General features: G+C 69.9%; 19 protein-coding genes. 9 read left to right on the forward strand and 10 right to left on the reverse strand.

Annotation, left to right across the window (positions count from 1 at the left end):
• Positions 1 to 222 precede the first annotated feature (222 nt).
• Positions 223 to 3,507 (reverse strand): S8 family peptidase, encoded by a 3,285-nt coding sequence (locus ACFOSH_RS12175; RefSeq protein ID WP_378238899.1) that lies wholly within the window; start codon positions 3,505 to 3,507, stop codon positions 223 to 225.
• Between the two features lie 215 nt (positions 3,508 to 3,722).
• Between ACFOSH_RS12175 and fabG the strand changes: the two genes are divergently transcribed.
• The 7 genes from fabG to ACFOSH_RS12210 all read left to right on the forward strand — a co-directional run bounded on the left by fabG (position 3,723) and on the right by ACFOSH_RS12210 (position 10,217).
• Positions 3,723 to 4,484: a 3-oxoacyl-ACP reductase FabG gene (gene fabG / locus ACFOSH_RS12180; protein ID WP_378238900.1), complete on the forward strand. Its 762-nt coding sequence runs from the start codon at positions 3,723 to 3,725 to the stop codon at positions 4,482 to 4,484.
• A 3-nt stretch (positions 4,485 to 4,487) separates the two neighbouring features.
• On the forward strand, positions 4,488 to 4,940 hold the full coding sequence (locus ACFOSH_RS12185; RefSeq protein ID WP_378238901.1) for a MaoC family dehydratase: 453 nt from the start codon (positions 4,488 to 4,490) through the stop codon (positions 4,938 to 4,940).
• A 91-nt stretch (positions 4,941 to 5,031) separates the two neighbouring features.
• Entirely contained in the window at positions 5,032 to 6,054 is a 1,023-nt protein-coding gene (locus ACFOSH_RS12190; protein WP_378238902.1) for a phosphotransferase family protein, read from the forward strand.
• A 175-nt stretch (positions 6,055 to 6,229) separates the two neighbouring features.
• On the forward strand, positions 6,230 to 7,450 hold the full coding sequence (locus tag ACFOSH_RS12195; protein ID WP_378238903.1) for an acyl-CoA dehydrogenase family protein: 1,221 nt from the start codon (positions 6,230 to 6,232) through the stop codon (positions 7,448 to 7,450).
• Complete coding sequence (locus ACFOSH_RS12200; protein ID WP_378238904.1) at positions 7,447 to 8,628, forward strand: acyl-CoA dehydrogenase family protein; 1,182 nt, start codon at positions 7,447 to 7,449, stop codon at positions 8,626 to 8,628. The genes ACFOSH_RS12195 and ACFOSH_RS12200 overlap by 4 nt, the downstream gene beginning before the upstream one ends.
• Positions 8,625 to 9,740: an acyl-CoA dehydrogenase family protein gene (locus ACFOSH_RS12205; RefSeq protein WP_378238905.1), complete on the forward strand. Its 1,116-nt coding sequence runs from the start codon at positions 8,625 to 8,627 to the stop codon at positions 9,738 to 9,740. The genes ACFOSH_RS12200 and ACFOSH_RS12205 overlap by 4 nt, the downstream gene beginning before the upstream one ends.
• An 84-nt stretch (positions 9,741 to 9,824) precedes the next feature.
• Positions 9,825 to 10,217, forward strand: a complete 393-nt coding sequence (locus tag ACFOSH_RS12210; RefSeq protein ID WP_378238906.1) for a DUF7715 family protein — start codon at positions 9,825 to 9,827, stop codon at positions 10,215 to 10,217.
• Between the two features lie 10 nt (positions 10,218 to 10,227).
• Here the strand turns inward: ACFOSH_RS12210 and ACFOSH_RS12215 are convergent, their stop codons facing one another.
• Positions 10,228 to 10,845 carry a TetR/AcrR family transcriptional regulator gene (locus ACFOSH_RS12215; protein WP_378238907.1) on the reverse strand — a complete coding sequence of 206 codons (618 nt, stop codon included), beginning with the start codon at positions 10,843 to 10,845 and terminating at the stop codon, positions 10,228 to 10,230.
• A gap of 173 nt (positions 10,846 to 11,018) precedes the next feature.
• Between ACFOSH_RS12215 and ACFOSH_RS12220 the strand changes: the two genes are divergently transcribed.
• The gene (locus tag ACFOSH_RS12220; RefSeq protein WP_378238908.1) at positions 11,019 to 13,802 is read left to right on the forward strand and encodes an AAA family ATPase; all 2,784 of its coding nucleotides are present in this window, start codon (positions 11,019 to 11,021) and stop codon (positions 13,800 to 13,802) included.
• Between the two features lie 263 nt (positions 13,803 to 14,065).
• The gene (locus ACFOSH_RS12225; RefSeq protein WP_378238909.1) at positions 14,066 to 16,456 is read left to right on the forward strand and encodes a BTAD domain-containing putative transcriptional regulator; all 2,391 of its coding nucleotides are present in this window, start codon (positions 14,066 to 14,068) and stop codon (positions 16,454 to 16,456) included.
• Positions 16,457 to 16,583: 127 nt separating this feature from the next.
• On the opposite strand, the gene gntA is transcribed toward ACFOSH_RS12225, so the two are convergent.
• The 8 genes from gntA to ACFOSH_RS12265 are packed head-to-tail and all read right to left on the reverse strand — an operon-like array spanning position 16,584 to position 25,043.
• Positions 16,584 to 17,288, reverse strand: a complete 705-nt coding sequence (gene gntA / locus ACFOSH_RS12230; protein ID WP_378238910.1) for a guanitoxin biosynthesis heme-dependent pre-guanitoxin N-hydroxylase GntA — start codon at positions 17,286 to 17,288, stop codon at positions 16,584 to 16,586.
• Entirely contained in the window at positions 17,285 to 18,043 is a 759-nt protein-coding gene (locus tag ACFOSH_RS12235) for a 4'-phosphopantetheinyl transferase family protein (RefSeq protein WP_378238911.1), read from the reverse strand. The genes gntA and ACFOSH_RS12235 overlap by 4 nt, the downstream gene beginning before the upstream one ends.
• Positions 18,040 to 18,786: a thioesterase II family protein gene (locus ACFOSH_RS12240; protein WP_378238912.1), complete on the reverse strand. Its 747-nt coding sequence runs from the start codon at positions 18,784 to 18,786 to the stop codon at positions 18,040 to 18,042. The genes ACFOSH_RS12235 and ACFOSH_RS12240 overlap by 4 nt, the downstream gene beginning before the upstream one ends.
• Positions 18,783 to 19,832, reverse strand: coding sequence for an HAD-IIIC family phosphatase (locus ACFOSH_RS12245; protein WP_378238913.1), 1,050 nt, complete (start codon positions 19,830 to 19,832; stop codon positions 18,783 to 18,785). The genes ACFOSH_RS12240 and ACFOSH_RS12245 overlap by 4 nt, the downstream gene beginning before the upstream one ends.
• Complete coding sequence (locus ACFOSH_RS12250; protein WP_378238914.1) at positions 19,829 to 20,968, reverse strand: acyl-CoA dehydrogenase family protein; 1,140 nt, start codon at positions 20,966 to 20,968, stop codon at positions 19,829 to 19,831. Before ACFOSH_RS12250 ends, ACFOSH_RS12245 begins: the two co-directional genes overlap by 4 nt.
• A gap of 13 nt (positions 20,969 to 20,981) precedes the next feature.
• On the reverse strand, positions 20,982 to 21,233 hold the full coding sequence (locus tag ACFOSH_RS12255; protein WP_378238915.1) for an acyl carrier protein: 252 nt from the start codon (positions 21,231 to 21,233) through the stop codon (positions 20,982 to 20,984).
• Between the two features lie 31 nt (positions 21,234 to 21,264).
• Positions 21,265 to 22,110, reverse strand: a complete 846-nt coding sequence (locus ACFOSH_RS12260; RefSeq protein WP_378238916.1) for a 3-hydroxyacyl-CoA dehydrogenase family protein — start codon at positions 22,108 to 22,110, stop codon at positions 21,265 to 21,267.
• Positions 22,107 to 25,043, reverse strand: coding sequence for a type I polyketide synthase (locus ACFOSH_RS12265; RefSeq protein WP_378238917.1), 2,937 nt, complete (start codon positions 25,041 to 25,043; stop codon positions 22,107 to 22,109). The genes ACFOSH_RS12260 and ACFOSH_RS12265 overlap by 4 nt, the downstream gene beginning before the upstream one ends.
• Between the last annotated feature and the right edge of the window lie 7 nt (positions 25,044 to 25,050).

Consider the following 25,050-nt stretch of genomic DNA (forward strand, 5'->3'; position numbering starts at 1 on the left):
TTTTGTTCCGTCGCAAGAACAATCATCCCAAGCCAGAGGGCATTTGCGTACCCAGACACACCCCAAACACCACATCAACACCGGTGGATCCAAGCTGAACGTCCCGATTCCTCCACCGTCGGCCCGGAACTCTCCTGAGTCGCCACCTTCGCGCAGGTCAGCGGAAGATAGACAAATACCGGTCCGCCCTAACCGTCCCTACCACTCACGAGGCCGAAGGGGTTACCGCAGCCGGTAGGCGTTCGTGATCGTCTGCGTCACCGCGTTCCCGACCGAATCCGTCGCCACCAGCCGCAACGACACGAAGGCCGAGGAACCGAACGGCGGCGCCAAGACAAAGGCCTGCCGGTGCTGACCGGCCCCGAAGACGGGCTGACGGTGCCAGGTCTTGCCGCCGTCGAAGGAAGCCTCGGCGGTGACCTGCCGGATGGTTCCCGCCATCCCGGCGGGGCGCTCGACCTCGATCGGCACGGCGAGCGGGAGCAGGCGCCAAGCGTCGTTGGCCGGACCGAGCGACGGAGTGGCCCTCAGCGCCATCAGCGGCAGCGGCTTTTCGCTCGCCGTCCGTTGCGAGCGGAACTTCCACGACGTGACCACGTTGGCGGACAACTCGGCGTTGGCGCCCTCCGGCCGTTTCGCGTCGATGGTCAGCGTGTAGTCGCCCGCTTCCGGCGGCGCGGTGAAGGTCACCGGGCCGTTGTTCGGCCAGAGGTGACCGGGAACCCGGGGCACGGAACCGATCTCCTTCCCGTCTCGCATGAGCCGGGTGGTGCCCTCCATCACCGAGAGGCTGACGCGGTCGCCGCGGGCCGCGAGCAGCGGGAACAGGAGGCTGAGAGTGTCCCCGTCGCGTACCGTCTTGGTCAGCTTCGCCAGCGTCGGTCCGACGACCGCGCGATTCCAGTCCTCTTTGGACTGTTGACCCGCGCGGTATTCGACGCCTGCCGCGGTTTCCTGGGTGTCGCTCCAAGTTCCGTTGGTGGCGACCCGATCCACGAAGAGCCGCTTCAGCCAGCGAATCTTCCCGGTGCTGTAGAACTCTTCCCGCGTCGAGGGCAGCTGAGCCTGCGCGGTGAGGAACCAGGCGTCGCCGAGGTCGGATTCGTTGTCGTAGGGCGAAGGCAGCACGTGCAGGTTGCCCCATTGCTTGCCCGTCGCGGCGTAAGTCGCGTTCACCTTCGCCAGTTCGTGGTCACGCACCCGATAGGCGGAGACGTCGGGGACGCGGCCCTTGCCGGGAAATTGCAGGTTGTACAGGTACGGGCTGTTCTCCGAACGACCCTCGCCGGTCTGCTTGCTCAGCATGGCCGTGACGACGAAGTCGAAGTCGGGCACGGCCGTCCGGGTCGGCGCGACGTAGGCGTACTGGTCGTCGTGGAAGAGCCTCGGCTGGTACCACGAATAGCTCGTGCTCCCCCGGCCCGCGACGCGTTCGGAGAAGGCGACGATCTGGCCGTTCGAACTGGCGTCCGGGCGGTCCGTCCGCACCGTCACGGGTTTCGCCAAGCGCCCGTCCAGCACGACTTCCCGATCGCGATCGAGCACGAAGCCCGGCTCACTCACCAAGCTCATCCCCGGCGATTCGGAGATCTGCGAGACGAACAGATACCGGCCCTGCGGCAGCCGGATCGGGCCGCCGCCGTCCTGTGCGGACAGCACCTTCCCGTCACCGTTGTCCAAATTGGTCACGAACACCATGCCGCTCGCCTTGCCGCCCTTGCGGTCGAAAAGCTTGATGTCGGCCGAGAAGACCTCGCGCCGGAGGTCGGCGCCGATCAGGTTTCGGACTTCGGCACCGGAGGCGGAGGTGGCGAGCAGCGTGCCGCCATAGGCGCCGCGTGGCTTCTGCGCGGGGTTCACCGTGATCGTCGCGGTCGCGGTCGCCCCGGCGGGCACCGTGATCCTCGGCCGGTCCACCGTGACCAGGCCGTCGACCGCCGGCTTCCCGTTCTCGTCGCGGACATCCAGCCGCAGGTCGAGATCGACGGGCTGGTCACCGTTGTTGCGGTAAGTGATCTCCCGGGTGAGCGGTTTCGGATCGGCCACCGGAACGGTGCCGAACGCCAGCGTGGTGACGTCGGTGCTCACCCGCTGCCGAACCGCCTTGGCGACGTCCGTCCGTCCCGCTCCCTGCTGGAAGACCGTCAGCCCTTCGGTCGGCTTCGCGCTGCCTGTGAGCCCTGCCTTGATCCGCTCCGGCCGCCAGTCGGGGTGCTGCTGGGCGAGCAGCGCCGCCGCGCCCGCCACGTGCGGCGTCGCCATCGAGGTGCCCGACATCGGCTGATAGCCGCCGCCCGCCTTCGCCGCGACGATCTCCACGCCCGGTGCGGTGATCTCCGGCTTGACCGCGTTGTCTCCCCGCCGCGGTCCCTTGCCGGAGAACGACGCCGGCGCGTCGGCCCGGTCCACCGCGCCGACGGTGAGTGCCGCATCGGCGCTGCCCGGCGAACCGACGGTGCCCGCCCCGCGTTCCCCGTCGTTGCCCGCGGCGATCACGAACAGCACGCCGTGCTCCTCGGTGAGCCGGTTCACCGCGTCTTCCAGCGGGTCGACGTCCTCTCCGTCTTCGCCGCCGAGGCTCAGGTTGATCACCTTGGCGCCCTCGGCGACCGCCCACTCCATCCCGCTGATGATCTCGGACCAGCCGCCGCTGCCGTCGTCCCCGAGCACCTTGCCCGCGAGCAGCCCGGCGTCGGGCGCGACACCCTTCAGCCGGCCCGCGGAGGCGGCGCCGGAACCCAGGATCGTCGAGGCGACGTGGGTTCCGTGGCCGTGCCTGTCCGTGGGATCCCCGCCGCCGGAGAAGTCCTTCGCCGCGACGATCTTGCCCGCCAGATCCGGGTGACCGGCGTCGACGCCGGTGTCCAGGACCGCGACCTTGACGTTCCTGCCGGTGAACCCGCTCTGCCAGGCCTGCGGCGCGCCGATCTGCGGCACGCTGTGGTCGAGGTTCGCCCTGACCCTGCGGTCCAGCCACACCTTCCGCACCGAAGCCGCACGGGGACCGGTCAACGTGGACCAGAACTCGCTCGCGCGGTTCTTGGGCTGGGCGAACGCGGTCGCGCCGATGCTGTCCAGCCGCCGCACCGCGGTCGCGCCCGCGATGGCCGCCGCACCTTCCTGCTTCACGATCAGCGGGAGGGTCGCCCGCGCGCTGTCGTCGTAGCCGTCGGCGAGCAGCCTGTCGATCCGGAACAGACCCTTGTCCAGCACTCCCTTCGCCACCAGCGGCAACGCGTCGGCCGGGTAGACCGACCAGCCGCTCTTGTCCTGGCTGCGCTGGAAACCCATCCGTTCCCGGCCGGGTCCCGGCTGCACCGAAAGTGCGGGAGCCCCGCCTTGGCGCTCCTGCACGGTGACCCGGTCGCCGGTGATCAGGGTGAGCGTGCGCGGGCTCGGCGCCGTGACGCCCTCCCGCACCGGCTCGCCGGACGCGGCCTGCGCGCCGGTCACTCCCAGCGTGGTCACCAGGAGCAGACCGGCCAGGACATGGGCTCTTCGGCGCATGTGGCACCTCCGTTTGCGCTCGTATCGGTGCGCCGAGGCTTTCGGAACCGCAGGTCGGAGCGCTATACATCGGGGACGATCAGGTCGTCCGGAATATCCGTTCGGGCAGGCCGTGACTCAGGTCACAGGCGATGTCCTCTGCGGCGCCACTACAGACCGACCGCTTAGTACGGCAGACTCAGCGTCACTTCAACTCGACGACGAGGAGCAGACCCGTGACCGAACACCCCTCCCGCGTAGCGATCGTCACCGGCGCCGGCCGTGGCATCGGCGCGGCCGTGGCCAAGCGCCTCGCTTCCGACGGATTCGCCGTCGGCCTGCTGGACCTCGACGAGGCGGGGGTCAAGCAGGGAGCCGAGACGATCGTCGCCGAAGGTGGCAAGGCCGTCGGTGTCTCGCTGGACGTCAACGACGCCGCGCAGGTCGAGGCCGCGGTGACCCGGGTGGCCGAAGAGCTCGGCGCGCCGACCGTGCTGATCAACAACGCCGGCATCACCCGCGACAACCTGCTGTTCAAGATGACCGAACAGGACTGGGACTCGGTGCTGGGCGTGCACCTGAAGGGCTCGTTCCTGATGACCCGCGAGGTGCAGAAGTACCAGACGCAGGAGAAGTGGGGCCGCATCGTCAACCTGTCCAGCACCTCGGCGCTGGGCAACCGCGGCCAGGTCAACTACTCCGCGGCCAAGGCGGGCATGCAGGGCTTCACCAAGACCCTCGCGATCGAACTGGGCAAGTTCAACGTCACCGCGAACGCCATCGCCCCCGGCTTCATCGCCACCGACATGACCGCGGCGACCGCCGAGCGGATCGGCATGTCGTTCGAGGACTTCAAGGCCGCGGCCGCGTCGCAGATCCCCGTGCAGCGCGTCGGCACCCCCGACGACATCGCGAACCTCGCGTCGTTCCTGGTGAGCGACGGCGCCGGGTTCATCTCCGGCCAGGTCATCTACGTCGCCGGCGGACCGAAGGACTGAGCCATGCGCGAATTCGCCTCCCTGCAGGAGTTCGAGAACGCCGTCGGCGAGCACTTCGGCCACAGCGAATGGCTGACGCTCACCCAGGAACGGGTGAACCTGTTCGCCGACGCCACCGACGACCACCAGTGGATCCACGTCGACGCCGAGAAGGCGGCCGAAGGCCCGTTCGGGGCGCCGATCGCCCACGGTTTCCTGACGCTTTCGCTCATTTCGGGGTTCGTCGGGAAGCTCTACCGGGTCAACGGGCTCAAGATGGGCATCAACTACGGCCTCAACAAGGTCCGGTTCCCCCAGCCGGTCAAGGTGGGCTCGAAGATCCGGGCGGGCGCCGAACTGATCGAGGTCACCGACGTCGCCGGTGGCAAGCAGGCCGTCGTCCGGTGGACGATCGAGATCGACGGCGAGCCGAAACCGGCGTGCGTCGCGGAAATGGTCGTCCGGCTCATCGCCTGACAGGGTGACCTCCGGCACCCCGCCGGACCGCCACTACCCGACATACCGACTGGTCGGTACTGTAACTGGAAAGCGAGACGCTGGAGGCACCATGAACCAGACCGACCTGCCGGGCCTCGACCTGGCCCGGCTCAAAGCCCACCTGGACGAGCACCGGCCCGGTCTCGTCCAAGGCGGCCTGAGCGGCCAGGTCGTGGAAGGGGGCCGGTCCAACCTCACCTACGTCGTGGGCGACGGCCGGTCCCGCTGGGTGGTCCGCCGCCCGCCGCTGGGCCACGTCCTGCCGACCGCGCACGACATGGGCCGCGAGTTCCGGGTGATCTCCGGCCTGCACGGCACGACCGTCCCGGTGCCGGAAACGGTGCTGCTGTGCGAGGACACCGACGTCATCGGCTCGCGGTTCTACGTGATGGAGTTCGTGGAGGGCACGCCGTTCCGCTCCGACACCGAACTGGCCGCGCTGGGTCCCGCCAGGACGAAGGCGATCGCGGACGAGCTGGTCGACACCCTGGTCGAGCTGCACGCGGTCGATCCGGAATCGGTGGGGCTGGGCGATTTCGGCCGCCCGGAAGGTTTCCTCGAACGCCAGTTGCGACGCTGGAAGAAGCAGCTCGACGGAAACCGCAGCCGCGATCTCCCCGGCGTCGACGAACTGCACGACCGGCTCGCCTCGTCGGTGCCGGAATCGGGCAGGCCTTCGATCGTCCACGGCGACTACCGGCTCGACAACGTGCTGGTGAACGCGGACGACCGGATCACCGCGGTGCTGGACTGGGAGATGTCCACCCTCGGCGACCCGCTGACCGACCTCGCGCTGCTGGTGGCCTACGCCGAACGTGACAAGGTGTCCCTGCAGTTCGTGTCCAACGCCAGTTCCGCGCCGGGGTATCCGCGCAACGACGAGGTCATCGCCCGGTACGCCGAGCGTTCGGGGCGCGACGTCTCCCGGCTCAACTGGTACGTGGGCTTCGCCTTTTTCAAACTCGCGGTGATCTTGGAAGGCATCCACCTCCGCTACAGCAAGGGCCAGACCGTCGGCGCCGGATTCGACGGCATCGGCTCGGGCGTCGTCCCGTTGATCGCGCACGGCAACGAAACTCTCAAGGAAGATTGACAGGGACGTGCGATGACTTACCCGAAAGGCGGCCAAACGGCGCGCGCGCTGGCCGAAGGCCTCGCGAATGGGGAGCGGGCCGCCCTCATCGCGAACGAGAGAAGGCTTTGAAAGCCGCGGCCTGGCTACGCATTCGTCGACCGCGCGCCCCCGAAGACAAGGAAGAGGGATAGAGATGGACTTCGCCTTCGACGCGAAAACCGAGGAACTGCGGGGAAAACTCCTCGAGTTCATGGATTCGCACATCTACCCGGCCGAGGCCGTCTTCGAGACTCAGCTGGCCGAGCGCGACAGCGAGTGGTCGCAACCGCCGGTCGTCGAGGATCTGAAGGCCGAGGCCCGCAAACGCGGACTGTGGAACTTCTTCCTCCCCGGTGACCACGGCGCAGGACTGACGAACCTGCAGTACGCGCCGCTGGCCGAGATCACCGGCCGCAGCCTCCGGCTCGCCCCGACCGCGCTGAACTGCGCGGCGCCGGACACCGGGAACATGGAAGTCCTCACCATGTTCGGCACCGAGCAACAGAAGAAGCAGTGGCTTCAGCCGTTGCTGGACGGTGAGATCCGGTCCGCGTTCGCGATGACCGAACCCGACGTCGCCTCCTCCGACGCGCGCAACATCGCCACCAGCATCCGCCGTGACGGCGACGAATACGTCATCAACGGCCGCAAGTGGTACATCTCCGGCGCGATGAACCCGAACTGCAAGATCTTCATCGTGATGGGCAAGACCGATCCGGACGCGCCCGCGCACAAGCAGCAGAGCATGATCCTGGTCCCCCGCGACACCCCCGGCATGACGGTGAAGCGCGGTATGCACGTGTTCGGCTACACCGACGGCGACCACGGCGGACACGCCGAAGTGCTCTTCGAGGACGTCCGCGTGCCGTCGGAGAACCTCATCGCCGGCGAGGGCGACGGGTTCGCCGTAGCGCAGGCCCGCCTCGGCCCCGGCCGCATCCACCACTGCATGCGCGCCATCGGCATGGCCGAACGCGCACTGGAACTGATGTGCCGCCGGGCGCTTGCGCGTGAGACGTTCGGCAAGCCGATCGCCGAACAGGGCGTGGTGCAGGACTGGATCGCCGAAGCACGGGTCAAGATCGAGCAGCAGCGGCTGCTGGTGCTCAAGACCGCGTGGCTGATGGACACCGTCGGCAACCAGGGCGCGCACACCGAGATCCAGGCGATCAAGATCTCCACGCCGATCACCGTCGAGTGGATCCTCGACAAGGCCGTGCAGCTGTTCGGCGCGGGCGGGGTCAGCCAGGACTTCCCGGTCGCCGAAATGTGGGCGCAGGTGCGGACGCTGCGGCTGGCCGACGGCCCGGACGAGGTGCACAAGCGCTCGCTGGCGCACCGTGAACTGAAGAAGTACCGCGGGGAGAAGAAGTGACGACACCTCAGGAACTCAAGGGGAGCGTGGCCGAGCTGTTGGCCGCGTATCCGCCGGAAAGCACGCCGCGCCAGGACTTCCTCGACGCGCGGTTCGACGCCGGGCTGGCGTGGATCCACTTCCCCGAGGGACTGGGCGGCCTGAACGCGCCGCGCTCACTGCAGTCCGTCGTGGACAAAGAGCTCGCGGCGGCGGGCGCGCCGGACAACGACAAACGGCGGATCGGGATCGGCCTCGGGATGGCCGCGCCCACCATCCTCGCCTTCGGCACACCCGAACAGCACCAGCGCTTCCTTCGTCCACTGTGGACCGAGCGGGAGGTGTGGTGCCAGCTGTTCAGCGAGCCGGGTGCCGGATCCGACCTCGCCGCGCTGGGCACCCGCGCGGTGCGCGACGGCGACGACTGGGTGGTCACCGGGCAGAAGGTCTGGACGTCGGGCGCGCACAAGTCGCAGTGGGCGATCCTGGTCACCCGCACCGATCCCGACGTGCCGAAGCATCGCGGCATGACGTACTTCCTGTGCGACATGACCGCTCCGGGCGTGGAAGTCCGGCCGCTGCGCCAGATCACCGGCGAGGCCGAGTTCAACGAGGTCTTCCTCAGCGAGGTCCGCATTCCCGACGCGCACCGCCTCGGCGCGGTCGGCGAGGGCTGGAAGGTCGCGCAGACCACCCTGATGAACGAACGGGTCGCGATCGGCGGGACCGAGTTCCCGCGCGACGGCGGGATGGTCGGCGTCCTCACGGAAACCTGGCGAGAACGTCCGGAACTGCGGACCTCCGAACTGCACGATCGCCTGCTGAAACTGTGGGTGGAGGGCGAAAGCCTGCGCCTGGTGAGTTCACGGCTGCGGCAGCAACTCGCCGCCGGCGCGCCCGGCCCGGAGGGTTCCGCGGTCAAGGTCGCGTTCTCCGAGCTGAACCAGGCCGCGTCCGGGCTGGAGATCGAACTGCTCGGCGACGAAGGCCTGCGCTACGACGACTGGACGATGCGGCGTCCCGACGGCGTGAACTTCCTCGGCCGCGAAGCCGGGTACCGCTATCTGCGCGCGAAGGGGAACTCCATCGAGGGCGGCACCTCGGAGGTCCTGCGCAACATCATCGCCGAACGTGTGCTGGGGCTGCCGTCCGAGCCGCGGATCGACAAGGACGTCGCCTGGAAGGACCTGCCCCGATGAGCGACCTGCTGTATTCCGAGGTCGAAGAGGACCTTCGCGCCAGCGTCCGCGACCTGCTCAAGGACCGCGCGGAACCGGCGTCCCTGATCGCCAGGACCGAGACGGCGGAACCGTACGACCTGCCGTTGTGGCGCACCCTCGCCGCCGATCTCGGCGCGGCGGGCCTCGCCGTCCCGGAGGCGCTGGGCGGGCACGGAGCGTCGGCGCGTGAAGTCGCCGTCGTGATGGAGGAACTCGGGCGCAGCGTCGCCCCCGTCCCCTATCTCGGCAGTGCCGTCCTGGCGACGTCCGCCCTGCTGGCGACGGACACGTCGCAGGCGGAAGTGGCAGAAAAGCTCGGGAAACTGGCCGCGGGCGCGCTCATCGGCGCGCTGGCCGTACCGCTCTCGACCACGCCCGGCGCCGAGTTCCCCTCGACGGTCACCGCGGCCGCCGACGGCACGCTCAACGGCCAGGTCCGCAGCGTCGCCGACGCTTCGGTGGCCGAGCTGATCGTCGTCCCGGCAGTGGGGCCCGACGGTCCCGGCCTGTACACGGTCGACGCGGCTTCGGCGGGCGTGACGGTCACCGAGGCGATCTCCCTGGACCTCACCCGGCGCATCGCCGACGTCACCTTGGAGAACGTGGCCGCGAAGCGCGTCGCCGTCGCCTCGGCGGCGACATCCGCGCTCGACACGGCACTCCTGACCGCGGCGGGGCTGCTCGCTTCGGAACAGCTCGGGATCGCCGAATGGGCCCTGACCGAAACGGTGCGCTACCTCAAGGAGCGCTACCAGTTCGGCCGCCAGGTCGGGTCCTTCCAGTCGCTGAAGCACCGGCTGGCGAACCTGTACACGGATCTGGTCAACGCCAGGGCGACCGCGCGCTACGCCGCCGACTGCCTGGCTTCCGGCGAGGACATCGCGATCGCCGTCGCGGTGGCGCAGGCGAGGAACTCCCTCATCGCCGTCCACGCCGCCGAAGAGGCGATCCAGCTGCACGGCGGGATCGGCATGACCTGGGAGCACCCGGCGCACCTGTACCTGAAGCGGGCGAAGAGCGACGAGATCGCCTTGGGCACTCCTGGGCGGCATCGCGCGGCCCTCGCGCCGCTGATCGACCTGCCCGCCTGATCTCCCCCGGCGGGGTGCGGCCCGAAAAGTGTCGTACCCCGCCGGTACACCTTGTTCGAACATCTGATCGAACAGGGAGTCATCATGAAACTGCTCGTGGCCACCTCGAGGACCCAGGGCACGCGGGAGAACGACTTCTCCTTCTGTGTCGAAGGCGAACTGATCTGGATCGCCCCGTGCTGTGAAGCCGGCGAGGGCTCGCCCGATTCCGACTGCGGCTGCGGACGGTCGTTCGGCGGGCTGAACTCGCACGGCGGGACGACGACGGCGCTCGTCGCGGAGCTGCCCGGCTTCACCTATTCCGACTACACCGAAGCGTTGAGATCGAGTCTGGCCGCCCAGGGCTGGCCTCCGGACGCCGCCGAAGAAGTGGCGACAGGGTTGCTCGCCTTCAGCGACTATTGGGAGGTGGGCACGGTGCTCGAACGCCGCTTCGACCTGTTCGTCGAACGCCTGGTGCCCGCGCCACCGGGCTGAGCGCCTGTCGCTACTCGGGTCGCAACGAGGCCAGCAGGAGATCGGCGAAGTGGTCGCCGATCTGGCGGGCCGAGAGCGCGCCGCCACGCCGGTACCAGGAACCGAGGTGGTGGACCGAGCCGAAGAAGAAGTCGACGATCACGTCGGCCGGTTTGTCCGCGCGGAACTCGCCGGACTCCTGGCCTTCTTCGATCAGCGTGCGGAACCGCTCGTGATACTTGCGGCGTTCCGCGCGGACGGCCTTCTGCTTCTCCACGCTGAGCTGGTGCATGGACTGCATGAAGATCGTGTTGTCGTCGAGGTTGTCGATCGTGCTGACGACGACGTCGGAGGCGGCGGAACGCAACCGCTCCCGCAGCGGAGCCTCGCTCGAGGCCACCTTTTCCAGTTGCTCGGTCTGCGCACGCAGCACCCGGGCGTAGATCTCGTAGAGGAGGTCGTCCTTGGAGCCGAAGTAGTGGTACATCGCGCCCTTGGTGACCCCGGCCGCCTCGACGATCTCCTGCACGGAGGTGCGGTCGAAACCCTTCTTGGCGAAGAGCTTCGTGGCGTGCGACAGCAGACGGCGCGGGACGGCGGCCTGATCTTCGCCGCTCGCCTCGGCCTTCCGGGTGGTCGCTCGTGTCATGGCCGGCTCCTTCTCGTGCGGACTCTCAGCATACCGGCCGGTTTGTCGACGGCCGGAGAACCGCCGGAACCCGGAACGAATTACCGGGCGCTGGTCGACCGAGGCCGTACCGACGGCATGGTTCATACGGTTGGGTGACGGCCAGCCGGGCTCCATCCTGGTGAACTGGGCGCATGAGCACCAGGCACCCGGGCGCCGGGACGGGACTGCGGACGGATGTCCGTATCGAGGAGGTGGGGATCCTGCGGGACGACGCCGGTCCCGGCGAGACCCCGCTGACGGTGCTCGCGGGCGAGCCCGGCTGCGGCCGCGGCACGGTGCTCGACAGGCTCGCCGAAGAGCTCACCCCGTCGGCCAAGGTGCTGGTACTGCGGCTGGCCGAACTCGACCGGACGCTCCCCTACGGCGCGATCTTCCGGCTTCTCGTCCTCCTCGGCGCGGACCGCGCCGAGGAGGAGCCCGCGCGGCGATCGGTGCTGGCCATGCTCGCCAGGGCGGGCGAGACCACGCCGACCCCGGAAACGGTCGCGAAGATCGCGACGGCCGTGTTCGCCCTCCTGCGCACGCAGACCCCGCTGGTGGTCCTGGTCGACGACGCGCAGTGGCTCGACGAGCACACGGCCCGGCTGGTGAGCCCGCTCCTGCACCGGTGTTCGGCGGAGACGCCGATCAGCGTGGTCGCGACGCTGCGGATCGGCGCGGGGGACGACCTCTCCGGGAGTCCCGCGCTGCGCGGCGCCTTCGCACGGCTACGGGCGGGCGGACGCGCGAAGCTGCGGTTCCTCCGGCCGCTTTCGCGAGCGCAGTCGCGGTCGCTGCTGACCGGACTGGTCTCGGCGCTGCCGAACGACGGCCTGGTGAGCGAACTGCACGCCGCGGCCCGGGGAAACCCCGCCGCGCTGACCGCGCTCGTGCACGGCTACCGGTCCGCCGGTGCCCTGCGGATCGTCGACCGCACCGCCTACCGCGTCGACAGGGTCGACAAGCCGGTGGCCACCGAGGACCATCCGCTCCTGCGCGCGGTGACCGGGGCGGCAGGCGGCGTGCGGGAGGTGGCCGAGACGATGGCGGTGCTCTGCCCGCTCGGCGCCTCGGCCGCCGGGCTGGCCGCGACCGCGCTCGGCTGGCCGGACAGCGACCTCCACGGGGTGCTGGACAGGCTCGTCGCCGAACGCGTCCTCGTGCGGGATCGGGACGGTGGACACCGGTTCCGGGTCCCCGCCGTCCGGGACGCCCTGCTGGCCGGGATCGGGCCGTACGCCACCCGCAGCCTGGCCGCCCAGGCGGTCCACGCCGCGTGGTCGGGGTCCGCGTCCGCCTCCGACCCGGATCTGGTGCTCGACTGGATCACCCAGGCCGGGTCACTCGTCGACACGCACCGCGCGTCGGAAGAGCTCCTCAAGAACGGCGAGCGGGTGCTGTTCACCGATGGTGCCAAGGCGGAACGCTGGCTCCACGCCACGTTGGCCTGGGTGACCGAACCGCCGGAGCGGACCGTCGTGCTGATGATGCTGAGCTCGGCCAAGGCGTTGCACTACCGGGCCGCCGAGGCCGGGGACTGCGCGCGGCAGGTGCTCTGCAAACATCTCGGCCACCTCGAACCGGCGCAGGCGCAGGAACTGTCGACGGTGTTCATCTCCGGGCTCGCCGCCCGCGGTGATCTGGGTGAGCTCGCCGAGATCGCCGCGGGCGCGTCCCCGGTGCTGCCGGACGACCCCGCCCTGATGGTGGTCAACCGGGCGTACGCCCTGCTGCTGAACCATCGCTGGATCGAGACGCGCGACCTGCTCGAACGGGAACGCGCGGTGTGGACCGGGAGCAACCACATCACCGCCGACTTCGGCACGATGTTCCTCGCGGCCTGCGGCGTCGTGCTCGGCGACACGTCCCAGCTGCACACCCTCATGGCGCACCCGGAACTGTGGCGGTCCACGCATTTGCCGCAGTACGAGGTCGAACAGTACCGGTTCGAAGTGGAAATGCTGTTGCAGCTGGGGGACCTCCGGCAGGCGCGACGGCGGATCACCGAGTCCGGGCTGAACGCCGAACAACTGCCCATCGCCAACCGGTTCGCGCTGAACTACCTGGGCGGGGACTGGCCCGAGGCGATGGAACTGGCCCGCCGGACCATGCTGGGCGGCACCGATCCGGCGCGGCCGCTGCACTATCTGCTGACACAATGCGCGATTCGGATCCTCGGCGCGCAGGGCTGGCTCTCACGTGCCAGGACACTCGCCGCCGACAGCCGTCCCTCCGGGATGCGGCACACACTCGACCACGCCGAGTTCACCGTGCTCAGCAAACTCGGCGACACCGAAGGCGCCGACGCGTTGCTGTACTCGGCCGCGCGCAGCGCCGACGCGGGCGGCTACGTCCTGGGCACCGAAGACCTCTGGGCCGACCTGGCGCGCTCCGCGTTGGCGCGGAACAAGCAGCGCGAAGGGGAACACTGGGTGCGGCGCGCGGCGCGCACGGCGACCCAGCTCGACACCGCCCGCGCGCACCAGAACCACTACCTGGCCCGCGCGGCGGTCCATCGCGAGCCCGCCTCCGCCCGGCGCGCCGCGGCCATCGCGCGCGAACGCCGCGACGTCCCGTACGAGTCGGCGATGACCCTCCTGCAGGCGGGCCTCGCCGGGCACCGGCCGGAACAGTCCTGGACCGAGGCGTACGAACTGTTCGGCGAGGTCGGCGCCTGGTTCTGGCGCGGCCGACTGCGGAAGCTGTTGCGCGACAACGGCTTCGCCGGACCTGGCCGGACGGAGACGACCGCCGAGAACGAACGGCTGCTGGCGATCCTCGTCGCCGAAGGACTCACCAACCGGCAGCTGGCAGTCGTCCTGGAAACCAGCGAGAAGAGCGTGGAAGGCAGGCTCAGCCGGCTGTTCTCCCGGACCGGGTACACGTCCCGGGTGGAACTCGCGGCGGCGATCCTGACCGGCGACTACCGCACCTGATTCCTCCCGCATTTAGTCACCTACTTGCGATCAGTGAGGCCTTCACGCGCCCGGAAGCCTCGCAAGTAGGTGACTAAATGCGGGAGTGGGCGCGCGCGTCTAGCAGTGGGAACGTCCACTGTCAACACATCGGGCGGTAACTGGCATCGTTCTCGGGTGCCACTGGCACCGAGCCAGTATCCGCGCCACAGCGTTGTCGGGAGGCGGGGTGCGGGGCCACGGTGGAGATCGTCTTCGCAAGTTCCAAGCAAGGTGGTGACCCCGTGCGTTTCGATCTCCTCGGCCCCTTCAACGTCGTGCACGACGGACGTCCGGTCGTGCTGCGCGGGGCGACCCAGCGGGCCGTACTCGCCTATCTCCTGTTGCGCCACAACGAGGTCATCGCCACCAGCACGTTGCTGCAGGCGATCTGGGCGGACGAGATCCCCGCCACCGCGCGCAAGATGGTGCAGAACGCCGTTTCGGGCCTGCGCGCCACGCTGGCCCAGCGGACCGGCGCCGCCGAGCAGGCCATGCTGCTCACCCACGCGCCCGGCTACCTGCTGCGTGTCGACAGCGACCAGGTCGACGTCTCCCGCTTCCGGCGGCTCGCCGCCGACGGCCGGACGGCGCAGGCGGGCGGCGACGTCGATCGGGCCGTCTCGGCCTACCGCGACGCGCTCGCGCTGTGGCGTGGCCCGGTGCTCGCCGACCTCACCGAGACCGGCGTGGTGTGGCCCGAACTGGTCGCGCTGGAGGACCAGCGGATCGCCGTCCACGAGGATCTCTTCGGGCTGGAGCTGGACCGGGGACACCACCACGAGGTGCTCACCGACCTGCGCGGGATGGCGGAGGCCAACCCGAACCGTGAGCGGCTCAACGCCCAGCTCATGACCGCGCTCTACCGCTGCGGCCGTCACGTCGACGCCCTCGAGGTCTACCGCGCGACGCGGGCCAGCCTCGCCGAGGGCCTCGGCCTGGAGCCGGGCAAGGAACTGCGCGAACTGGAGCGCGCGATCCTCCAGCACGACGAAACCCTGCTCACCCGGCGGCCGGAACCGGCGCCGCGGCCCGAACCCGTACCGGCGGCCGAGCCCGCTCCGGTGGTCGAGCCGCTGCCGTTCACGCCCGCCCCGGTGATCGCGCTCCCGCGCACGGAACCCGTCGAAAGCGAGCGGAAGCCGGTCGTCGCGATCGGTGTCGCCCTCGCCGCCACACCGGACGACGACCCCGAAGAGGCCGTCGAGGTGCAGGCGCGACTGCGGACCGTCGTCGAGGAAGAGGCTCTCGCCGCGGGCGCGCATCTGCCCGGGGAATCCGGCCCGGTCGTGCTGGCCCTGTTCGGCCTCCCCCGCACCGGTGACGACGACGCCGTCCACGCGACCCGGACCGCGCTGCGGATCCTCGACCGGCTGGCCACGGCCGGGATCGCCACCCAGATCGGCGTCGACAGCGGTGACGTCCTCGTCGAGTTCACCGCCGCCGGCCCCGGGCAGGTCGCGGGTCCCGTGCTGGACCGCTGTGTCCGCTCGGCGCTGCGCGCGCCCGAAGGCCGGATCCGGGTGTCGGACGCGGTCCGCGAGGCCTCAGAGCCCGCCGTGGTGCACGAGGCTTCCGAAGACTCGCCTGGCTGGTGGCACGCCGTTTCGGCCCGCCAGCGCCCGGTGGCGGAGCCCGCCGATCCCGGCGGCTTCGTCGGCCGCGAGCACGACCTCGATCTGTTGAGCCATCTTCTCGGTTTCGTCGAGCGCGGCGGCCGCCCGCATCGGGTGACGGTGCTCGGCGAGCCCGGGATCGGCAAGAGCCGGCTCCTCGCCGAGTTCGCCGAGACCTTGTCCGAGCAACCCCGGATCCGGGTGTTGGACGCCGGGGCCGACGTCGCCGAAGCGTTCGCCGTCGTCCCGGGACTGCTCCCCCAGACCGCCTCGCGGCTGCGCACCGAGGGCGGCGACGCGGCGCTTCGGACCGCTGCCGGTGAGCTGACCGCCTACGGGCCGCTGGTGGTGCTGGCCGACGACCTGCACCGCGCCGACCTCGAGACACGGGACGCGGTCGACCGGCTCGGGGAAGCCTGTGCGGGACTGCCGGTCCTGATCGTGGCGTCCGCCCGGCCCGGTCTACTGGAAGCCGAACACGGCGAACGCTGCGGGACGACGGTCAGCCTCGCCCCGCTTTCCGACGACGCCGTCGGCAAACTGCTCGACAAGCTGCTTCCCGGCACCGCCCGGCTCATCCGCGGCAGGCAGGACCTGATCACCAGGATCGGCGGGAATCCCCGGTTCGCGCACGCGTACGCCCAGGGGGTGCACAGCAGGACGTCCCCGTTTCCGGGACTGGGCCAGGCGATGACACCCCCGCTGGTCCGCCGGACGCTCGCCGCGCAGCTCGACAACCTGCCCGCCGCCGAGAAATCCCTCCTGAAGGCGGCCAGCCTCACCGGGGACGCGTTCACCGCGGAGGACGTCGCCGCGGTCTGCGGCCGGGACACCACCGAGATCGAGGGGACGCTGTCCCGGCTCGCGAGCCTCTCGGTGCTGCGGCGCGAGGACGACGACGCCGGTTACACGTTCCGCCGCGCGACGCTGCGGGAGCTGGTCTACCAGCGGATCCCGCGCGCGACCCGCACCGCGCTGCTCTGCCGCCCGACAGTGCGACGCGTCGAAGCCCTCGCCTGAAGTCCGTGAAGGCCTCCTTCCCTACCTTGAGAGTAGGGAAGGAGGCCTTCACGGACTTGCCATCAGCCAGGACAGAACGACGAGCCCCCGGTCGCCGAAGCTGCCGGGGGCGCACGGCGTGACGGGATCAGCCGGTGGGGCGCTGCATCACGTCCGAGGTGTACTTGACCGACGAGGGCTCGTGCCGCGAGGTGAACGGGCACTTCCAGTCCTCTTCGGTCATCCGGCCCGAGAAGTGGCGGGACGGCATCTGGTACTCGTAGGTGGTGAAGCTCGGGTTGACCGAGCCGTTGTTGGTCGTCTCGCGTTTGCGGATCGCGTCCTGCATCGAGAAGAACTTGTCGCCCAGCAACATGAACTGCATCAGCGAGTTGAACGCGATCGCCGGCCGGGGGTACCGGCGGCTCGCCCGGGAAGCGCCCGGGTGCATTCCGACGACGAAGAACGAGTGCCCCGCCACGTGGAAGCCGAAGTTCGGCTCGTCAGGATCGGACGTCGCGCCTTCGTCGAGGCCGTAGGTCCGGCTGTCGATGTCGTGCATGAGCTGGAGATGGCGCCACAGCAGGCGTTCGTGCTCTTCCTCGTCGAGGATCCCGCCAGGCTCCTCGAAAGTGGAGACGAAAGTGCGGAAGCTCTTGTCCGACAACGTGGGCCGGATGTCGCGGGCGTAGCCGAGGATGTCGCGGTAGTGGGCACGCGCCGATTCCGGATCCCCCAGCGCCGGGTAGTGGCCGTGGACGATCGAGCCCTTCTTCAACGCCGCGCGAGCGCCGAGGCAGCTGAACTCCGTGGTCTGGATGAACGCTTCGAGCTCCGCTTTCGGGTCGCTCATTTCACTCCGCCTTTCCGGTGCACCACGGCCGGTCGCGGCCTGCCGGGGAGCCAGTCGAAGGCGCGCACGGTGACCGGTCGCGCCGGGACGGCCAGCGCGGCCGCGTGGCCGGCGCCGGCGTCCAGTTCCGTGATCGTCCATTCAGGACGGTTATCGAGTTCGACGTCGCCGCCGGTGAGAGTGAAGGAAGGTCCCGGCAGTCCGGCCAGGCCGGTGCCGTCGACCTTGAGATAGGCCTCCTTGCAGGTCCAGTACCGGAAGAAGGTCAGCGGCTCGCGTACGGCGGCGGCCTCCTCCGGGCGCAGCGTCCGCGCGGCGAGACCGTCGTGGTCGACCTCCCGGACCTCTTCGACGTCGACGCCGACCCGGACCCCTGCGGCGACCGCGACCAGCGCCAGCGCGCCGGAACGGGACAGGCTGAACTCGATCCCCGTCGTACCGGCCAAAGCCGGACGGTCACCGTCGCGAGTGAACCGCAGCGCGGTCGGCGGAGTGCCGGTGTATGAGCTGAGGATGTCTCGCAGGGCGACGTGCGAGGCCAGGAACCGGGCCCGTTCCTCGTCCACCGTGATGGCCGCCGCCCGGCGCAACTCGTCTTCGGACAGCGCGCCGAGCAGGCCGTAGGCCTCGGCCGAGCCCGGCGCGAGCACCCGCGCGAGGGGGACTCGCCACACGTGCGCGTCCCGGCCGGGGCGGAGCCGTTCGCCCAGCGCGCCCGAAGGCTGTTTCCAGGCCGGGAACCACTGCGTCGTCATCGGCCCAGCTTCCGGTGGATCACACCCAGCAGCTCCGGTACGCGCTGTTCGAGGTAGAAGTGCCCGCCCGGATAGGTGACCATCGCCGAGTCGGCGGCGAGTTCGAGCCACGCCGCCAGTTCGTCCAGATCGGCCCGCGGGTCGCGGTCACCACCGAACACGGTCAGCGGCACCGGCAGCGACTCCCCCGGCACGTGCCGGTACGTCTCGTTGACGGCCAGATCGGCCCGCATCAACGGCAGGAACATCGCCAGCAGGTCCCGTTCGCGCCGCAGGACGTCCGGCAGCCCGCCGAGAGCGTGCAGTTCGGCGGCGAGCCGCTCGTCCGGCAGCGCCCGCAGCTGAAGCCGGGTGTCGGGCAGCTGCGGTGCTGCCCTTCCCGATACGAACAGGTGCTTCGGCAGCGTGGCCCCGCGCTCGGCGAGCCGGCGGGTGAGCAGGTACGCGGTCAGGGCGCCGACGCTGTGCCCGAAGAACGCGAAGTCCCCGGTCAGCGCGTCACCAAGGCCGTCGATCGCTGCCTCGACAAGGCTTTCGACGTCTTCGTGCGGGGTCTCACGGCCGCGTTCGGCCCGGCCGGGCAGCTGGACCGGCAGGACGACCAGCTCGTCGCCCGCCGCGAGGACCCATTCCCGGTAGACCGCCGCGCTCGCTCCGGCGTGCGGGAAACAGAACAGCTTCGTCACCCCGCCCGGCGGGACCCCGCCGGGCAGCCAGGGCCGCGCCGTGATCGGTGCGGTCATCGCAGCTCCATCGTCAGATAGGGCGGCGGTGGCTGGATCGTGCTCAGGTCGGACTCCAGGACGAGCCTGTCGCCGTCCCGTGAGATCTCGGAGAAACCCGCGAACGCGTAGGTCACGTACATGACCCTGTTGCGCCCGGTCTCGACGAAGTCCGCGCGCAGCTTCGCGCCGTCTTCCTTCGCCAGCCCCATGATGTGGTTGAGCAGGACCGTGCCGACCCCGCGCGACATCACGCGGCACGACATCAGCATCATCCGCAGGTGCCAGGCCTCCGCGCCGCGTTCGGCCAGCGCCAGGCCGATCTTGCCGTAACCGCCGTACTTGTCCGAAAGGGAGGCGACGAGCAGCACGTGGTCGGGCGAGGTCCGTAGTTCGTCCAGCTCTTCGTAGGAGTAGGTGCGGCCGGTCGAGTTGAGCTGGTTGGTGCGGACGGTCAGTTCCTCGGCCCGCTGCAGATCCTCCCGCTGGGCGTGGGCGATCGTGAACTTCATGTCCAAAGTGGACAGGAATTCCTCGCTGGTGCCCTCGTGGTCGTGCTCGATCTGCTCCCGTACGGCGGCCGCGCGGTAGAGCTCGCGGCGCACCTTCGACTCGTCGGTGACGAACTTGGGCCGGAACTCCTCCGACGCCAGGGTCTCCCCCAGGTCCGCGACGTCGACGGTCTTGACCGACGGCAGCGCGTGCGCGACCTCCTCCAGTTCGAAGGGCTGGTCGTCGACGAACGCGATCGCGTCGAGGCCGATGTTGAGCGCCTTCGCGATCCTTTCCACCGAACCGGATTTGGGGTTCCAGCTGATCTGCGGGTACAGGAAGTACTCGTCGAGCCCGGCCGCCTTCAGCCGCGCCATCGCCGCTTCGTGGTCGTTGCGGCTGGCCACCGAATGCAGCACGCCCAGCTCGTCGAGCCGCCGGATCTCCGCGACCACTTCGGGGCGCACGGTGACCTCGCCGTCTTCGAGCAGGGTCCCGTCCCACACCGTGTTGTCCAGGTCCCACACCACGCATTTGATGCGGCCCCGCTGGGGTTTCTCCAAGATCTCGGTCATCCCGACACCTCCCGGTAGGCCTCGTCCGCGATGGTCAGCTCCTGGATCTGGGTGCTGCCCTCGATGATCTCCATGACTTTCGCGTCGCGGTACAGCCGGGCCACCGGGTAGTCGGGGCCGCAGCCGTTCGCGCCGTGGATCTGGACCGCGTCCGAAGCCGCCTTGGCCGCGGCCGTGGACGCGAAGTACTTGGCCACCCAGGTCGCCATGATGGTCGCCGGGTCGCCCGCGTCCTTGAGCCTGCCCGCCTTCTCGCACAGCAGCCGCGCGGCGTCGCGCGCGGTGACCATTTCGCTGATCTTGGCGCGGATCTGCGGCAGATCCCGCAGCAGCCCGCCGCCCGCCGAACGCGCCGACGTGTAGGCGGCCGACGCGGCGAGCGCCGCTCGCACGATCCCGACCGAGCCGCACGCCACGCTGTAGCGTCCGAGGTCGAGCGCGCCGGTCATCACCGTGCCCGCGGCCCAGCCCGGCGGCCCGACCAGCGCGGACGGGTCGAGCCGGACGTCGTCGAACTCGATGGTCGCCAGCATGCTCGCGGTGGTGCCGAGCATGTGCCGGACCGGGGTCACGCGGACTCCCGGATGGTCCGAGGGCACCAGGAACGCGCTCATCCCGGTGGCCGTGCCGGCGAACACCAGGAACAGTCCGGCGACCTGGCCGCCGGTGATCCAGGTCTTGCGGCCCCGCAACGTCCAGACGCCGTTCTCGGCGACAGCCACGGTTCCGGCGGCTGTCGAGTCGCTGCCGCTGTGGTCCGGTTCGGTCAGGCAGAACGCGCCCAGTGTCGTGCCTTCCGAGAGCACGGGCAGCCAGCGTTCGCGCTGCTCGTCGTCGCCCCAGCGCTGCACCGTCGCGGTCGCCATGGTGTGCACGGTGAGCAGGCTCCGCAGCGACGAACAGCCGCGGCCGACCTCCTCGTGCAGCCGCCCGAGGGTGACCATGTCCAGCCCGGCGCCGCCCGCCTCGGCGGGCAGGAACGGGGCCCACAGTCCCAGTTCCCCGACCCGCCGCAGCACGTCACCGGGGATGTTCTCGGCCCGGTCCCACGCGTCCGCCTGCGGGCAGACCTCCTCGTCGACGAAACGCCCGACCACCTCGACTTCCGGTGTTTCGGGCCGTGTCCTCGCCCTCACGTCTTTCTCCCGTTCAGTGCGCGGCCGCGGCGGTGCGCCGCTCGACCAGCTCGGTCATCCGCGTGACGGCGCGGAAGTTGTCCAGCTTCAGTTCCTCGTTGGGGATCCGCGTGGCGAACGCCTTCTCGATGAACATGACCAGCTCCATCGCGAACAGCGAGTTCACGAAACCCAGTGCGAAGATGTCCTGTTCGTCGGTGAACGACAGGCTGGGGAACTTCGCCCCGATGAAGGCGCGGATCTCGCCGCGGACGTCCTGCGACATGGTGGATGCCTTTCTTGTCAAAGGGAGGTGGTCAGCCGCTGTAGTTGTAGAAACCCTTGCCGCTCTTGCGGCCGTGCAGCCCGGCCGCGGTCATCTGCTTGAGCAGCGGGCAGGGCCGGTACTTGCTGTCGTTGAACTCGTCGTAGAGGACCTCGACGCTGTACAGGATCGTGTCGACGCCGATCAGGTCGGCGGTCTCGAGCGGGCCCATCGGATGCCCGAAGCAGCCGCGGAACACCTCGTCGACCGTCTCCGCGTCCGCGACTCCTTCGTGGACGAGGAAAGCGGCCTCGTTGACGGTGAGCATGAGCACGCGGTTGGAGACGAACCCGGAGGCGTCGTTGACCGGGATCGGCTTCTTCCCCATCGACAGCAGCAGCTCGCGGACGATGTCCTTGGTGGACTCGCTGGTGTGGTAGCCGGGGATGAACTCGCACGACGGCTTCATCGGCACGGGGTTCATGAAGTGGACGCCCATCACCTTGTCCTGGCGCTGGGTGAGCGCGGCGACCTTGGTGATCGGGATGGCGGAGGTGTTGACGACGAACACCGTGTCGGCTTTGCAGGCCTCGTCGAGCTTCGGGTACAGGCGGGACTTCAGGTCCCAGTTCTCGGTGATGTTCTCGATCACGACCTCGGCTTCGGCGAGGAGGTCGAGTTCGGTGCCGAAGGTGATCCGGCCGAGCACGGCGGCCGCGTCGATCTCCGGACCGCCGAGCATCCGGCTCATCCGGCATTCGAGTTCGATCCGGTCGCGGGCGTCGGCCAGCTTGCCCGGGTCGACCTCGATGAGCACGGCCTCGTGGCCGCTGGTGGCGAGATTCTGCGCGACCCCGGTGCCCATCACACCGGCGCCGACGACTCCGACGAGGGTCATCGTTCCTCCTTGGCTGCGTTGCTCGTGGTCAGGTCCAGCACGCCGTCGAGCCGGCCGTGGGCGGCCCGCACCGCGTCGGCGCCGCCGGGGTGCTCTTCGGCGAACACGACGGTCGCGCCCAGGTCGGCGCCCAGCCGGGCGGCCAGATCCCGGGCGGTGACGTCGAGTTCGCCTTCGATCAGGTAGACCGGCCGGGTGGACCGGGCGCCGAGCGCGATGTCGGCGGCGGCCTGGGTCGGTTCGATCCAGTAGCGGTCGCGCTGGAACGGATAACCGGGCAACGTGGTCTTCCGCGGGTCACGGCCGTCGTGATAGGCCCGCCAGTCGATGTCCGCCCCGGAAAGCCAGGCCCGGCCGAGCGCTTCGGTGAGCACGGCCGTGTCCTGGCGGGGGTCGGCCTCGCCGGGCAGGGTGGGTACCAGCAGCGGCCACGAGGTCTGCGGGAAATCGGGGTGACCGCGGAACATCGAGCCGAGCGACTGCCCGGCTCCCAGCTCCAGCAACACGGTATCCGGGGAAGTACTGGCAAGATGCTCGATCATCGCGGCGAACCGCACGGGACGGCACATGTGCTCGGCCCAGTACCCGGGATCGTTGAGCTGCTTCGCGGTGATCGGCGCGCCGGTGACGTTCGACAGGTAGGGCACTTCGGGCTCGCGCGGGGTGAGGTTCTTCCGTGCCCAAGCGGTCAGTTCGGCGGCGGCGGGGCGCAGGGCACGCGAGTGGAAGGCGTGGGTCGTGCGCAGCGGCCGGGCCGGGACGCCGTGTTCGGCGAGCGCGGCGGCCAGTTTCTCGACGCCGTCGCCCGAGCCGGACACCACGATCATCCGCGGCCCGTTCAGCGCGGCGACGTCGACACCGAACGCGGTCACGTCGCCCACCAGCGCGGTGAGTTCGGCGGCGCCCAGCGGGATCGCGGCCATCGTGCCTTCGGGCAGCTTCTCGATCAGCTTCGCGCGGGTGGCCACCAGCGCGGTGGCTTCTTCGAGCGTCAGGGCGCCCGCGAGCGCGGCGGCGGCGAACTCGCCGACGCTGTACCCGGCGAGCACGGAGGGCTGGAGACCCCAGGCGCGCAGGAGACGGCCGAGCGCGTAGCCGAGGGTGAACACGGCGGGCTGGGTGACGGACGGCGACGCGTCCTCGGCGTCGGTGACGCGGCCCAGCAACCGGGCCAGATCCCCGCCGTCGGAACCGCGGTCGCCGTGCAGGCTCGCCGTCGGGTCGGTGCCGAGATGAGACTTGAAAAGCGCGGCGCATTCGTCGACGGCGGCCTTGAACTCCGGCTCGCTCTCGTACAGCCCGCCGGCCATGCCGCGGTACTGCTCACCGACACCGGCGAGCAGGAAGCCCGCTTTCCTCGGCTTCGAGTCCGCTTCGGCGACCACCCGGGTCTCGGACCCGAACGCGTCGGCGGCGTCGTCCACAGAGGACACGACCGTCATCCGCCGGTGCTCGAACGCCTTTCGCCCGTTGTGCAGCGTGTAGGCGACGTCGGCGAGATCTGTCCATTCAGGACTGTCGGCGGCGAGCCTGCCGGTCATCGCGTCGGCCGCTTCGGGAGTCCGCGCTGACCAGGTGAGCAGCTGATACGGCCGGGCCGCGGGACGCTCCGGGCAGTCCTCCGGCGCTTCCTCGATGACGACGTGGGCGTCGGTGCCGCCGAAGCCGTATGCGCTGACCCCGGCCAGCCGAGGCCGCTCACCGCGCGGCCAGTCGGTCAGTTCCGTCGGCACGACGAGTTTGTCACCGCTGAGGGCCAGCTGCGCGTTGGGCTTCTCGAAGTTGACCGCGGGCGGCTGCTTCTCGTGGTGCAGCGCCAGCGCTGCCTTGATCAGCCGGGCGATGCCACCCGCCTGGTTGATGTGCCCGAGGTTCGCGTCGATCGAGCCGAGCGTGATCCGCTCGACGTCGTCGACGTCGAAGATCTTCTGCAGCGCCGAGATCTCGGCGACGTCACCGAACGGAGTGCCCAAAGTGGACACTTCGATGTGGTCGATCTCGGCCGGTTCGACGTCGGCGGCGGCCATCGCCTCGGCGACGACGGCGGCCTGACCGGGCACGCCCGGCAGGTTGAACCCCTGCCGCGCGCGGTTGCCCTCGTGGTGGATGGCCCAGCCGCGGATCACCGCGTAGACCCGGTCGCCGTCGGCCAGCGCGTCGTCCAGCCGCCGCAGCACGACGACGCCGAGACCGTTGCCGGGGACCTTGCCGTTGGCGCCCGCGTCGAGGATCCGGTTGATCCCGTCGGGGGCGAACCGGCTGCCCTCGCGGTAGAGGTAGCCCGGTTCCTGGGGCACGACAACGGAAACCGAGCCGGAGACCACGAGGTCGGACTCGCCGGTGAGCAGGCTGGAGCAGCCCTGCGCGACGGCGGCGAGCGCGGTCGAGCTACAGCTCTGGACGCTGATCGACGGGCCGGTCAGGTCGAGCGCGTACGACAGCCGGGACGCGATCAGGTCCTTCTCGTTCTGCAGGATCAGCTGGTCCGGCCCGACGGTCAGCGCGGTGACGTCGTTGGACAGCAGGTTCGACAGCAGATAGGTGCTCGGAGCACCGCCGGCGAACACCCCCGCCAGGCCTTCGATACGGTCCGGGTCGACGCCCGCGTCCTCCAGCGCGTGCCACGCGCATTCGAGGAACAGCCGGTGCTGCGGGTCGAGCAGCTCGGCGTCGGTCCGGTTGTAGCCGAAGAAGTCGGCGTCGAAGCGGTCGATCCCGGGCAGCAGGCCGGCCGCGGGGACGAACGCGGGATCGTCGGCCACTTCGGCGGGGACGCCCGCGGCGAGCAGTTCGGCGCGGGTCATCCGGGTGATGCCGTCGCGGCCGGCGCACAGGTCGGCCCAGAACTTGCCGATGTCGGGGGCGCCGGGGAAGTTCCCGGCCATGCCGACGATCGCGATGTCGTCGCCGGTGTCCCGTTCTCGCGTGGTCATGGGGTGG

It is taken from the genome of Amycolatopsis speibonae (genome assembly GCF_042647925.1).
In the GTDB taxonomy this organism is placed as follows: Bacteria; Actinomycetota; Actinomycetes; order Mycobacteriales; family Pseudonocardiaceae; genus Amycolatopsis; species Amycolatopsis speibonae.